13 protein-coding genes are annotated in these 13,821 nt (G+C 38.7%); 3 read left to right on the top strand and 10 right to left on the bottom strand.

Features of this window, described 5'->3' with window-relative positions; translation table 11 throughout:
• Positions 1-55 precede the first annotated feature (55 nt).
• Complete coding sequence (gene trpS, locus ACH3PA_RS07665; RefSeq protein WP_416445525.1) at positions 56-1,024, top strand: tryptophan--tRNA ligase; 969 nt, start codon at positions 56-58, stop codon at positions 1,022-1,024.
• Here trpS and dprA read toward each other — a convergent pair.
• Positions 1,021-2,121 carry a DNA-processing protein DprA gene (dprA, locus tag ACH3PA_RS07660; protein WP_416445527.1) on the bottom strand — a complete coding sequence of 367 codons (1,101 nt, stop codon included), beginning with the start codon at positions 2,119-2,121 and terminating at the stop codon, positions 1,021-1,023. The two genes, trpS and dprA, sit on opposite strands and share 4 nt — an antisense overlap.
• Before the next feature lie 100 nt (positions 2,122-2,221).
• On the opposite strand from dprA, the gene ACH3PA_RS07655 reads away from it, so the two are divergent.
• On the top strand, positions 2,222-3,151 hold the full coding sequence (locus ACH3PA_RS07655; protein ID WP_416445529.1) for an SPOR domain-containing protein: 930 nt from the start codon (positions 2,222-2,224) through the stop codon (positions 3,149-3,151).
• 207 nt (positions 3,152-3,358) lie between these two features.
• Positions 3,359-3,868: an acyl-CoA thioesterase gene (locus tag ACH3PA_RS07650; RefSeq protein ID WP_416445531.1), complete on the top strand. Its 510-nt coding sequence runs from the start codon at positions 3,359-3,361 to the stop codon at positions 3,866-3,868.
• A gap of 54 nt (positions 3,869-3,922) precedes the next feature.
• On the opposite strand, the gene ACH3PA_RS07645 is transcribed toward ACH3PA_RS07650, so the two are convergent.
• From ACH3PA_RS07645 to atpG, 9 genes are all read right to left on the bottom strand, one after another.
• Positions 3,923-5,341, bottom strand: a complete 1,419-nt coding sequence (locus ACH3PA_RS07645) for an amidohydrolase (protein ID WP_416445533.1) — start codon at positions 5,339-5,341, stop codon at positions 3,923-3,925.
• Between the two features lie 93 nt (positions 5,342-5,434).
• Complete coding sequence (locus ACH3PA_RS07640; RefSeq protein WP_416445535.1) at positions 5,435-6,679, bottom strand: murein hydrolase activator EnvC family protein; 1,245 nt, start codon at positions 6,677-6,679, stop codon at positions 5,435-5,437.
• The gene (locus tag ACH3PA_RS07635) at positions 6,676-7,446 is read right to left on the bottom strand and encodes a DUF4292 domain-containing protein (protein ID WP_416445537.1); all 771 of its coding nucleotides are present in this window, start codon (positions 7,444-7,446) and stop codon (positions 6,676-6,678) included. The genes ACH3PA_RS07640 and ACH3PA_RS07635 overlap by 4 nt, the downstream gene beginning before the upstream one ends.
• A gap of 1 nt (position 7,447) precedes the next feature.
• The gene (locus tag ACH3PA_RS07630) at positions 7,448-8,803 is read right to left on the bottom strand and encodes a tetratricopeptide repeat protein (protein WP_416445539.1); all 1,356 of its coding nucleotides are present in this window, start codon (positions 8,801-8,803) and stop codon (positions 7,448-7,450) included.
• Between the two features lie 11 nt (positions 8,804-8,814).
• Complete coding sequence (locus tag ACH3PA_RS07625; protein WP_416445541.1) at positions 8,815-9,825, bottom strand: sugar phosphate nucleotidyltransferase; 1,011 nt, start codon at positions 9,823-9,825, stop codon at positions 8,815-8,817.
• Between the two features lie 84 nt (positions 9,826-9,909).
• Positions 9,910-10,848 carry a tetratricopeptide repeat protein gene (locus ACH3PA_RS07620; RefSeq protein ID WP_416445543.1) on the bottom strand — a complete coding sequence of 313 codons (939 nt, stop codon included), beginning with the start codon at positions 10,846-10,848 and terminating at the stop codon, positions 9,910-9,912.
• 5 nt (positions 10,849-10,853) lie between these two features.
• Positions 10,854-11,288, bottom strand: a complete 435-nt coding sequence (gene dut / locus ACH3PA_RS07615) for a dUTP diphosphatase (protein ID WP_416445545.1) — start codon at positions 11,286-11,288, stop codon at positions 10,854-10,856.
• 33 nt (positions 11,289-11,321) lie between these two features.
• Positions 11,322-12,755, bottom strand: a complete 1,434-nt coding sequence (locus tag ACH3PA_RS07610; RefSeq protein WP_416445547.1) for a lipopolysaccharide biosynthesis protein — start codon at positions 12,753-12,755, stop codon at positions 11,322-11,324.
• A gap of 138 nt (positions 12,756-12,893) precedes the next feature.
• On the bottom strand, positions 12,894-13,766 hold the full coding sequence (gene atpG, locus ACH3PA_RS07605; protein WP_416445549.1) for an ATP synthase F1 subunit gamma: 873 nt from the start codon (positions 13,764-13,766) through the stop codon (positions 12,894-12,896).
• Between the last annotated feature and the right edge of the window lie 55 nt (positions 13,767-13,821).

The following is a 13,821-nucleotide window of genomic DNA, read 5'->3' as shown; positions in this document are numbered from 1 at the left end:
TTAAACCGAGTTAGTCCATCAAAAAAGGTAACTTTACCCAAAATTAAATTACTAAATGTCGAGAATATTAACCGGGGTACAAAGCACAGGAACACCCCATTTAGGAAATCTTTTAGGAGCGATCATACCCGCCATCAAAATGGCTAATGAGCCAAAAAATGAATCATTTTTGTTTATTGCAGACATGCATTCACTTACCCAAATAAAAGATGGTGAGACTTTACGTTATAACACTTACTCTACTGCTGCAACTTGGCTTGCATGTGGTCTCGACATCAATAAAACTGTTTTTTACCGCCAGAGCGACATCCCCCAGGTAACAGAGCTTACCTGGTATTTAAGCTGCTTTTTTCCGTATCAACGGTTAACACTTGCTCATAGTTTTAAAGATAAGGCAGACAGGCTAGAAGATGTGAATTCTGGTTTGTTTACGTACCCTATGCTTATGGCTGCAGATATTTTGCTCTATGATGCAGAAATAGTACCTGTAGGTAAAGATCAATCACAACATATTGAGATGACCAGAGATGTGGCATCTCGCTTTCACGCTCAAATGGGAGACACTTTTGTGATCCCGGAAGTTAAACTAAACGAGGAGACCATGTATGTGCCGGGTACAGATGGCGCAAAAATGAGCAAAAGCAAAGGCAATTACATCAATATCTTTTTACCAGATAAACAACTGCGTAAACAGATCATGAGTATAGAAACAGACAGCACACCTCTTGAAGAACCTAAAAATCCTGATACATGTAATGTTTTTGGAATTTATAAACTAATTGCAACTCCAGAAGAGATCGCAACAATGCGTGCCAATTACGAAGGCGGCGGCTACGGCTACGGGCATGCAAAAACTGCTTTGTATGAAAAATTGCTTCAACGATTTGTGAGCGAGAGAGAACAATATAATTTTTATATGAACAACCTCGATAAGATTGATGAAGCTCTATCTGTAGGTGCATCAAAAGCCAAGCCTGTTGCTAATAAAGTTTTGCAACGTGTGCGTGAGAAAGTAGGCTATTAAATTGCTTCAAAGAGTTTGCCTGGTAGCGGGCGAACGACACCTTTAAGTTCCATATTAAGTAAAATGCCCGCTAATTTATACGTGGGCATTTCGCAATTTAGAGCTATAATATCCAGCTGTTCCTTTCCGGTTTTATTGAGATAACTCCAGATTTTTTGCTCGTCATCATTAAGCTCTGTAAATAGTTGTTTTTGCACAGACTTTACCTGAGCATCAAGTTCCCAATTTAACATATAGACAAGGTCTGCCGCGTTTGTAAGCAGGTTTGCTTTTTGCTGTTTTATAAGATTATTACACCCTACACTCTGCAGATCTGTAGTTCTGCCGGGAACGGCAAAAACATCTCTGTTATAAGAGTTAGCGATTTCTGCTGTTACCAGAGAGCCACCTCTTTCTGCACTTTCTATAACAACGGTGGCTTCGCTCATACCGGCTATAATGCGATTACGTCTTAAAAAGTTGGTCCTGTCAAAACGGTCACTACTCCAGAAATCGGTCACAAAGCCGCCGTTTTCTTCAACCTCATCAACATATTTCTTATGAACTTTTGGGTATATCTGATTTAAGCCATGAGCCAAAACACCTATCGTTTGCAGCTTATTTTTTACAGCAGCCTTATGAGCAGTTATATCTACACCATATGCAAACCCGGAAACAATGATGGGATCAAGCGGAGCGAGTTGCTCTATCAATTCTTCAGTAAAAGCAATACCCTGAGTTGTGACTTTGCGCGTACCGATTATAGAAATGATCTTTCTGCCTTTGTATTTTATATTCCCTCTTTGAAAAAGCAAAACCGGCCCATCAATACAATGCTTCAAGCGCTCTGGGTAATGAGCATCCATGAAACCGGCGTAATCTATGTGATTGTCAAGAATGAATCTTAGCTCTTCTTCAGCAGCAAGGGCGTGCTCTTTATTGTAGAACTCTTTGAGCTTGGCGTGTCCTATTCCATCAATTTTTAAAAGATCAGCTTTTTTCGCTTTAAGCAGGTCTTCGCCAGAACTAAATTGCTGTAACAGTCGTTTTATTGACGCATCACCCAGATTAGGAACATGTTGTAACGTAAGGATTGCATGTAGTTCACTAGCTGTCATAGTTATAATTAGCTGACTTTAAACCTATTTTAAATTGTTAATAAATTGAAACTTCTGTGCCGGGGTGCTGCTCAATTTTTTTTATTTTTACATCATGCGTATGACATCTTACATAAGCGACCTTCTATATAGATATGAATGTGTAACATTACCTGGCTTTGGTGCTTTTCTTTCGCACAAAGTCTCTGCACATTTAGATGAATCGTCAAATACATTTTATCCTCCTAAAAAACGACTATCATTTAACAGTCAATTGAAAGACAATGATGGTTTATTGGCAAATTATATCGCCAGAAGCGAAGATATAACTTATGAAGAAGCTCTTAAAAACATACAGAGCTATTTGCGATATTTAGAAGCAGAACTTGCTGAAAATGCAAGTCTTGAGCTTGAAAAAATAGGTGTTTTAACACGTACTTCATCAGGAAATTTAAATTTTGAGCCAGATACTCAAATCAATTACCTTACTGAAGCTTTTGGTCTTTCATCTTATAAAACTCAGGCAATCTCTAGAGAGGTCTACAAGAAAGAAGTGGCTGCCCTAGAAGAAAAAGCTCCGGTTTTATTAACTCCGGAGAGAAGATCTGCACCAGCGTGGATCAAATATGCAGCAATAGGTCTTATTGCTTTCGGACTTTCAGGAGCGGGTGGTTTTCTATACTTAAAAAATGTTGAGGATCACAATTTTGCACAGAAGCAAAAGGCCGAAGATCAACTTGAAGCTCAAATACAGCATGCTACTTTTAGCATAGATAATCCTTTACCCGCAGTAACTATAAATGCTTTTAAACCTACCGGGAAATACCATATAATCGCAGGCGCTTTCCGTGTTGAAGAAAATGCACAAACGCGTGTTGAGCAGCTTCGAGAAAAAGGTTTTAAAGCACGAACAATAGGTGAAAACAAATATGGTTTGCATCAGGTTGTTTATGGTAGTTATGCAGACAGGCTAGAGGCTTTACGCGCATTAAAAGATGTACGTAATACTGATAATAGCTCAGCCTGGATTCTTGTACAGGAACTGGATTAAAAACCTTCCTTTTTTATTGAAAAATCGTCTTATTTGAGGTTATTTTCGCTTAAAGCGAAATGCCTTATAGGCCAGAACCACGTGAAGTCGCAAGCACGTAGTTTGAAAATTTTTTCATGTTTCAGAGCAGTCACCAAGAATTAAACTCGCTCTGTGGATTAAGCTTATTTATTCTTTCTACTTTTGCGCTTTTAAAACTCCAGCTACATGCAAATTAAATCTCCTGCAGATTCAAGAACCATACAGACAGATATCGTACTGCCTAATGAGACTAACCCGCTTAACAATATGTTTGGTGGTGAGCTTCTGGCTCGTATGGATCGCGTTGCCAGTATAGCAGCGAGACGTCATTCACGTCGCGTTGTGGTTACGGCATCTGTAAACCATGTCGCTTTTAATAAAGCTATTGCTTTAGGAAGCGTAGTTACAGTTGAGGCTGCTGTTTCCAGAGCTTTTAAGACCTCTATGGAGGTTTTTATAGACGTATGGGTAGAAGATCGTGAAAGCGGTGTTAGATCTAAAGCAAACGAGGCTATTTATACTTTTGTGGCTGTAGACGAAATGGGTACACCTGTTGCCATACCGCAAATTTCTCCAGAAACCCAGCTGGAAACCGATCGTTATGAGGCTGCTTTAAGAAGAAAACAGTTAAGCCTTGTCCTTGCCGGTAAAATGAAACCGAAAGACGCTACAGAATTAAAAGCCCTTTTTACCTAAAAAAGCCTTTGCCTAAAATTGACAAAGGCGTGTAATTTTTTCTATTGAGATTAGTTAATCTCTATAGTTTAAAGCTGGTTTTCTATCTCCCAGTAGTGGTGTGTATATAAAATCGTCACCTCTTTTTTCTAAGAATTCTTTTTTGGCAGCAGCTACGAGTTCAGGATTATCAATAAGGTCCATACCTGTTAGTGCGATTGTTTTTGCTGCCACCATCATTCCTTTTTCTCCTATACTCATACCGCCTGCAGCAACTGCTTGCCAACTGTGAGCAGATGTGCCGGGAACCCACGTTGCTGCAGACATGCCCACAGTAGGAATTGTAAAACTCACATCACCCACATCTGTAGAACCACCCGGTTTAGCATTGGGGTCAAATTCTTCTACTCCTTCTACATTTGACATATCCAGAGACACATTTAATGATTTTGATATTTCTTCGGCGAAAGCCTTCTCTTCTGCTGTATAGGTATACCCGCCTACTTCTTTAAGATTATCATACATCAATTTCTGTAAAGTAAGATTAGCAAGTAACTCGTGTGTACCGCCTATCATCTCATAATCCATAGTTGTACCCGTTCCTAAAGCAGCGCCTTCTGCAGCTTTTACCATTCTGTCAAAAATATCTACCACAACATCTCTTTGAGGGTGGCGTGCGTAATAATATACCTCAGCATAGTCTGGTACGACATTAGGAGCTTTACCACCGTCTGTAATCACGTAGTGAATTCGTGATTCCATAGGCACATGTTCTCGCATCATATTTACCATGTAATCCATCGCTTCAACGGCATCAAGGGCAGATCTTCCTTTTTCCGGAGCAGCGGCAGCATGAGCAGAAACCCCATGAAATCTAAATTTAGCCGATTTATTTGCCAAAGCTGCACCGGGATTAGCGGCATTCTTATTGCCGGGATGCCAGTTAAGCGCAACGTCTACACCGTCAAACATTCCCTCTCGAGTAAGGTAAACTTTACCAGAACCGCCTTCTTCGGCAGGACAGCCATAAAATTTAATAGTTCCTGATTTTCCGTTTGCTTTAAGGTAATCTTTCATTGCGATTGCAGCAGCGGTTGACGCTGTACCAAATAAGTGGTGCCCGCATGCGTGACCCGCCACAGCGCCCATAGATTCTTTATGAGCAACTGCTTTTTGCGATAATCCGGGAAGGGCATCATACTCTCCTAAAACGGCAATAACGGGCGCTCCCGAGCCATAAGATGCGATAAAAGCAGTCGGCATACCTGCAACTGCGTTCTCTATTTTAAAACCTTCATCTTTCAGGGTTTTTTCAAGCAGAGCTACACTCTTCTCTTCCTGATAACCCATTTCTGCAAATGACCAGATTGAATGAGCTATTTTGCCATATTGGGCAGATTCTGAATCAAGTTGATCAAGAATTTCTTTTGAGGTGGTTTGTGCACTTAATATTCCGCCGGCAACGAAAATCAAAGCGATTAGGGATTTTTTCATAAAAAGGCTGATTGTTTAAATATTATTATCTAAAAATAGCCTAAAAGTAGCTTTTTATGGAGTAAAATCTACAATTTGATGCGAAAAATCAATCTACATGTTGTAAACCCAGTCAGCTGGGTTTTGCCGATCTGAATCTTTGTATACCAGGAACTTTAAAATCGTCTTTCCGTTAAAAGAATTTTCTGCTATCTCACCTAATTCCTGCTTCTCTGTAACCTGTTGATTAACGTGAACTTTAAGGTTTTTCAGGTTTTGGTAAACTGTGATGTAATTACCATGACGCACATACACCGCCTTATTAGCCCCGGGCAAGCCCTGAATTTTAAAAACCGTTCCTTTAAAAGCAGCACGTGCCATACTGCCTGGCTGTGTCTCAATCTCAACACCGCTATTGTATGTTGTAATATTGGGCAGCGTAGGGTGGCGTGAAGTTCCAAACTTTTTATATACTCTCCCAGTTTCAACGGGCCATGGTAATTTACCCTTGTTTGAAACAAAATCATTAGCCAGCGCTTTTGCCTCTGGAGTAAGTGCAAAAGTTGTTGTACTTCCGCCTGTGGTTTTAGTAGTGCTGGTTTCTTTATTTGATGCCGCAATTGCTTCACGAATAATACGGTCTATCTCTTTATCAATACGATCTGCTGCGCGCTGTTTGTCGCGTATTTGAGTAGCGTAAGAGCTTTCTTTTTTGCGTATCGTAGCAATGAGACCATCCTGCTGTTTCTTTTCTTCCCGTAGCTTTGCCTGCTCCTCAGTATTTTGAACAATAAGTTGTTCCTTTTCTTTTTTCTGTTCTACAAGTTTTTGATTGGTCTCTTGTAATAAAGCTGTTCTGTCTTTTATCTGCTCGCCTTGCTTATGCCTGTAATTGCTATACTGCTTCATGTACTTCACGCGCTTGTATGCTTGCAGAAAGTTCTCTGATGATAACAAAAACATAATCCTGCTCTGGCTGCTTTTGCTTTTGTAAGACTTTCTTATCATCTGGGCATAATCTTCTTTAAGCTGTTGCAGCTCATCGCGTAGCGTACTTATCTTATTGATGTTTGTATTTATCTCACGCGTTAGTAAATTAGCCTGTCGGTTTGTAACCCGAATAAGATTTTCTCTTACTTTTATCTTTTGGTCAAGATCTTCTACCTGATTTAAGATATTAATTTCCTGCTTTTTATTACTCTGCCGCAGTTTATTGATCTGTGCAATTTGATTAAGCAAATCTCTGCGTTGCTGCTCGAGTTGTTGCTGTTTATCAGATTGAGCAAATAGCAAATTACCTCCTAATAAAAGGAGGATACTGGCAAAGATTTTAATGGATTTTTTTAGACTGTTGCTCAAAGTTTTATCTCTTTATAACCTTCTGGAATAGAAAACGGAAAGCTTACAGGCTCGTCAAACTCTAAACTGCGATATTCTATGTTTATCTCTGTAGTCTTGTCATTTTCTTGTGCTCTCAAGCCGATTTTACCCGGAAAAAAGCCGTTTTTTTCAGCTTCATAATCTGCGTATGAAATTGTGAGAACTCTTTCATCATCATCCTGAGCTAAACGTTGTTGCTGAAGCGTAAACTGACCGGGATTAATATAGAAAAACAGGTTAAATAGTTTTTCCTGCTTTTTAGGCACTACGAGATAGTTCTGTGCTCCCGCAACAGCATTGTAGTTTCCTGATTTGAGATCGTAGAGCGGCTCTGCCAGTAGCACAGACTGCAGTTGATCAAAAGTAAGTTCTGTGCCTATAAGCTCACTTATGAACCTGAAATCACCATCAAAATAAGTCTGATCGATCTTTGAATAATACTGTATTTGTGATGGCGTGATTTTCGCTTTAGCTAAAGAAATACCTAGTAATGAAGCGCTCATCCAGATCGTTTTATCCTTTTCTAGGCGTAAGCTTACTGTGACATTCTGGTTAGTGTCGTCGTCTTTATAATTTACGCGAAGTCTAGCTGCCAGGGTTTCAAAATCTACATGGCTATTGTAATGTGACTTAATAATGCGGGAAGCAGATAGGTTTTCAGTGCCTTTTACCACTCCCTTTGATGACTTACAACCTATAAGTGAAATCGTGAAAAATAGAATAACAACAATTCTTATGTGCTTCATATTATTGAGTTAATGCATTTGCTTTTTTGCGGTATGCTGCAGCTTTTATGCCATCTCCTGTTTTTTCGTAAGCTATTGTAAGTTGATTATAAAAATCTGCCTCCATTTTGGGATCATCAATTACATAATCTACACCGGCCTCAAGATTTTCTATCGCATCATCATACTGTGCCAGGTTTAATTGCGCCACACCCAGAATTAGATAAAAAACGGGTTGTGCCGGGTATAACTCAAGCGCTTCTTTACCTAGTTCTATAGTTTCTTTAAACTTGGCGTTATCAAGCCTTAAAACGATAAGGCTTTTTAAAACGTTGACATTCTCCTTTTCATTGTCATAAGCCGCCTCATAATATTCAAGAGCCTTTACTTTATCCTGTCTTTGTATGTAATAATTGCCTAACTCTTCATTAAGATCTACATTCTCCTCTTGCGAGAAAAGCTGTATCGCATCATCAAGCTCGGGTTGATATTCCTGATTTTTACTTACAAAAATGAGAAAATCGTTCAATACAGCGTGTTTTCCTTTGGCATCAATTGTGGCACTTTTAAAAACTTTATGCATTGAATTAACAGCATTATCTATATCACCTTTCTCCAGATAATATTTATACAATGCAAGATGTACTACTTCTGATTTTGGGTTGATTTTAAGCAGTTTTTGTGCTGTTTCATACGCTTTTTGAGTTTCTCCCTGCTCGCTATACACATAAATTAAATTAAGGTAATTCTGTTCAGAATCTGGATCTTCTTCTATGCGCTGCTCTATGGTTTCTTCTTTTTGCTCATCATCGCTTAAAGCGAAAATTTGCCTACGTATCTGATCTCTGTAAATATCTACACCCAGCCTTTTATCAAGCTCATCAAGAAGCGCGGTGGCTTTGTCAAAATCTTTTAAACGCACATAAATCCTTGCCAGATCTTCTTTATACTGAATGTCAAACGTAGAAAGTTTTTTAAGTACACCTATCGCTTTGTCAAAATCCTGTTGCGCATAGTAAACCTCATAGAGACTTTCTAAAATATCCCGCTGCATGGGCTTAAGAGAAAGAGCTTTCTCATAATTTATAGCTGCTTCTTCCGGTTGACCATCAAGAGCCAAATTTTTGCCCTTTTCAAAATACAGGATCGCTTCATCTGGTTTAAGCGCAATACATTTATCAAGAGCAGTGATCGCGCGGTCGTAATTCTCAATTCCCTTTTGTTTAAGCGCTTCAAAAAAAGATTCCTGAAACTCATCTGTCACATTGCCCAGATCGTCAACATTTACTTCACCAGATACAGTTTCTTCCTGTGCGCTTATCGCGAAAGAAGACAGCGTAACTGCAATGAAAAATATTATGTTGAAGACCAATCTCATTTCTCTTTTGTTTATTCTAAAACAGAATAATCACCTATACTAATTTCGGTAAAATCACCATCATATTTAGCATAATTACCTATCATGGCATTTTTTAATTTGGCGTTCTTCACAAAACTGAATGTTTGTATCAAACTATCTTCTACGGTAGCATCTTCTATCACAGTCCCATCACCTACAGAAACATTGGGCCCCACGGTTGAATTCCTGATCACAGCATTCTCGCCTATGTAACACGGCGGAATAATAGAGGCGTTCTCAAGTTGAGCTGAAGAAGCAACAAGTTTTTCCCCTTCGGCCTGTAGAAAATTAAGCATGCGGCTGTTAGTTTCAACAGTAACTGCTTTATTGCCGCAATCCATCCACTCATCTATCTGGCCGGGTACAAATACGTAGCCCTTTGCCTGCATTTGTTTTATACCATCGTTTATTTGATACTCGCCGCCATGCATAAGTTTTGCGTCAAGCACAGCCTGTAATTCATTCTTAAGAATTGCAGCATCTTTAAAGTAGTAAATACCTATCACAGCCAGGTCTGAAACAAATTCTGATGGTTTCTCAACAAGCCCCGTGATCTGGTTTTTTTCATTTAATGAAACAACTCCGTAGGCATTAGGATTTTCTACTTGTTTCACCCATATAACGCTATCTGCATCTTTGTCTAAAGCAAAATCTGCTCTAAACAGTGTGTCTGCATAAGCGATTACACATGGTCCACTTAGAGATTCTTTAGCACACATGATCGCATGACCTGTACCCAATGGCTTATCCTGATAATAAATACTGCCTTTTGCTCCCAATGAAGTGGCTATTGCTTTTAAACTCTCTTCTACCTCTGTACCAAAATCACTGGCAATTACAAATGCGATTTCTTCTAAAGGCTCATCAAGCACTTTTGCTATATCCTGCACAAGGCGATGTACAATAGGTTTTCCTGCTATCGGGATTAAAGGTTTAGGTGTTGTTAAAGTATGAGGACGTAGTCTTGAACCACGACCGGCCATAGGTACAATTATTTTCATTTATATATTCTTTACCCCCTTTTACCATATTCAAGAAGACTTCACAAACTATAAAAACTTCGCTGACTATGGATTATTAGGTGACTAATTAAATTTGATGTTATATTTTTCTGCGACCTTCTCAAACAAAGCCAAGTTATCATTAGCCTCTAAAAAGCTATAGTATTGAACCAGGTTTGCTTCAGCATCGCGAGCATATGGTGAACCTTGCTTATTATACAATACAAGCGCATGCATCATATGGTCAAGAGCATTTTCTAAGTCCTCTTTTTCTGCGTAAACACGAGCACTGCCGTAATAACCTTCAGGATCATCCGGGTAATTTTCTGAAAAAGCATTGTAGGCTTCAATTGCTTTATCCCGATCACCCATTAGCAAATAGGCCAGAGCTTTATTTTGAAGTGGCATCCTGCCCGAAGGTTCTATTGCAAGTGATTTATTATATGCCTTTATTGCATCTTCATAATGATCTAGTTTTCTGTAACTGTAACCCAGCATGTCCCACGCAAAAGCGAAATTCTTATCCTTTTTTGTAGCTTCTTTAAACGCAACGACAGCCTCTTCAAAATTCTCATTTCTAAAAAATTCCTGTCCCTTGTCATAGAACTCTTTGGCCTTTTCTGAATCTGATAGATCACTCGTGTTTTCTTCGTTGTCCAGCAGCAACTTCATTCTTGGGCAGTTGGAAAGAAGTTCTTGTTGAATTTCCTTATAATCTTTATCGGTATTAATAAGAATATTATTATTTGTCTCAAGCTTTATAGAATCCTGATCTGGATTTTTGCTTAGGGTATCTTTTACAGTTTCTAACGCACCCATAAGCGATTGATTCAATTGTTCTGAAATGCTCGCAGTTTGAATACAATTTTTAATCTCGTCATAACGCTCGTTTCTCTCTAGTGACAAACTAACTTCATCTAAACAAGAACACGCATTTGTAACGACCGCATCAAAGTCATCATCCTGAGCACTCATTTGAAATGCAAAAGACCCACAAAACAAAAAAAGTATAATTCTATGCATAGACTCTACTTTACTCCAGTACTACCAAAACCTCCGGCGCCTCGAGCAGTTTCAGTTAAAATCTCTACTTCTTCCCATTCTGCACGCTCATGTTTTGCAATTACCATTTGAGCAATACGTTCGCCCGGCTCTATTGTAAAATCATCCTGAGAAAGATTGACTAAAATCACACCAACTTCACCCCTGTAATCTGCATCTATGGTTCCGGGAGCATTGAGTACAGTAATTCCTTTTTTAGCTGCCAGACCGCTTCTGGGTCTTACCTGAGCTTCTATACCTATAGGCAATTCAAGAAAAAGACCTGTGGGCACTATTGCTCTCTCAAGAGGTTTTAAAACAATGGGAGTTTCTGTATTTGCTCTAAGATCCATTCCTGCAGAGGCGCCAGTCTCATAATTAGGTAAGGCATGTGCAGATTTATTTATAATATTAATTTTCATGCTTTAAGTCTTTATATACAACGAGAGATTATTCTAATTATTCCTGATTAATAAACGTTTTAATTCTTTTCCTTCCAGCACAAAAACAAGGCTGCCAAACAATAAAAGCAAGATACTACTTAGCAGATAATTTTCTCTGAAAACATAGAAAGACAAGCCACCAAAAAGTACAGAGACTCCTAAATACAGCGCCAGCCTTTTGAGATCATAAGGAACTTTGTAATATTTCTGCCCATAGATATAAGAAATCACCATCATACCGCCATACGCTGCTAGTGTAGCATAGGCTGCGGCCATAAAACCTAATACAGGGATAAGAAGTACATTGAGCAAAATTGTTATTCCCGCACCTATAAGTGAAAAATACATTCCGTAGTGCGTCCTGTCTGTTAGTTTATACCAGATAGCCAGATTGTGGTAAATACCCAGACACAAGTTAGCGAGAAGAACAATGGGAACAATCCCAATCGCCTTCCAATACGAAGGATCTCTTATGAGAATCTCTTTAAAAAAGTCAATATAGAATATAACGACCAATAGTCCCGCGGCACCAGCAATTACAAAATACTTGAGAATAAGAGAATACGTTGAAGTCGCGTTTTTTTCTTTAGAATGATTGAAGAAGAATGGCTCTGCGCCTAGTCTAAAAGCTTGTATAAAAATTGTCATGAACACCGCTAACTTATAACAACCCGAATAAGCTCCCATTGTATCCTTGTCGAGTAGATTGCCAATAAGTAACTTGTCTAGGTTTTCGTTTATAACGAAAGCCACACCAGCTACCATAATAGGCCAACCATATTGCCAGAGCTGACTAAAAACCACCTTATCAAAAACCAGTTTAATCTTAAAAAAATCGGGTAAAATAAGCATAAAAGTAGCTGCGCTGGCTGCTAAATTGGCTATAAAAATATATTGCAATAATGAACTTTCATCGTACCATGAAAACGTCAAATTAAAGTAGGGAATAGCCCAAAGAAAAAAGAAGTTCAGAATTACATAGATCGCTAAACTTATCATCTTAACACCTGCAAAACGCAACGCTTTACCACGTGCGCGCAGATATGCGAACGGAGCAACCACAAGCGTGTCAAGCACTGTAACCCCAATTAAGTAACCCATATATTGGGCGGGCAACTCTAAGGCCTCAGAAACCGGGTTTTTAACCAGCCAAATGACAATAAAAAACAATACAGCAGATGCAGACAGAGCGAGAAGAACGGTACTATACACACGTTCTTTATGATGTGATTTAGCAAAGAACCTGAAAAAAGCCGTTTCCATACCCAATGTGAGCAGCACATTTAAAAAAGCCGCTCCTATGTAAAAGGAGGTGTTTTCTGCGTAGCCTTCAGTTTGTAAAATATCTGTGTGAAGACCTACTAGTATTATGCTCATTACCCGAGGCAAGACGGTGGCGAGGCCATAAACTGCAGTATCCTGAACAAAACGCTTAATTACGCTCAAAAAGTAGGTTTTTAGGGGGTAAAAGTAGCCAAATTAAATGCGCTAACAAAGTATGACCTTTCCTTGATTTATGCAGAAAGTACAAATAAAAAAGCCTGCGATAAATATCGCAGGCTTAATCTATAATTTGCATTTATCTTAATTATTCAATGCTTCTGCACCACCTACAATTTCTAATATTTCATTAGTAATTGCAGCCTGACGAGCTTTGTTATAAGTAAGCTTCAATTGATTTCTCAAATCAGTAGCGTTATCTGTTGCTTTGTGCATAGCAGTCATACGCGCACCATGCTCACTGGCTACAGAATCTCTAATGCCTTTAAACAATTGAGTCTTTAAAGCTTTAGGTATAAGTTGCTTTACGATCTCCTCTTTAGAAGGCTCAAAAATATAATCTAAGGCTACATTTTCTACCTCTTCTCCTTCAGCAACTAAAGGTTTAATAGGCAAAAACTGCTCTCTTGTTACTATTTGTGTGGCAGCATTCTTAAACTTATTGTAGATAAGTTCAACTCTGTCATATTCTCCTTTAAGGAAAAGATCCATCACCTTTTCGGCTACAGTCTCAACATTTTCAAAGCTTAGATCGTCGTAAATACTATTTTCGTTTTGAACGATAGTATTACTCTTTTTAAGAATATCATTAGCTTTTTTACCTATCGTAAGAAAGTGAACCTCTTTATCTGCGTAAACGCTGTTTGCAATTAATTTAGCTTCCTTAACAATATTAGAATTGAATGCTCCTGCAAGGCCACGATTAGATGAAATAGCTACGACAAGAACTTTTTTCACCTCACGGTTTTCGGCAAATTTGCTGCCACTATCACCCTCTAATGAGGCACTCAAGCTTTGAAGTAATTCGGTCAATTTATCAGAATAAGGGCGCATAGCGGTAATCGCATCCTGAGCCTTTTTCAACTTTGCAGCAGATACCATTTTCATAGCACTGGTGATCTGCATCGTTGATGATACTGATGAAATCCTATTTCGTATTTCTTTTAAATTTGCCATTCTTGTTTAGTATTAAGTATTGAAATGAGTAATTAGCTCGTTAAAAATTCAATAC

The sequence above is a fragment of the Leeuwenhoekiella sp. A2 genome (genome assembly GCF_047946655.1).
In the GTDB taxonomy this organism is placed as follows: domain Bacteria; phylum Bacteroidota; class Bacteroidia; order Flavobacteriales; family Flavobacteriaceae; genus Leeuwenhoekiella.
This window is presented reverse-complemented; position numbering and strand designations above follow the sequence as displayed.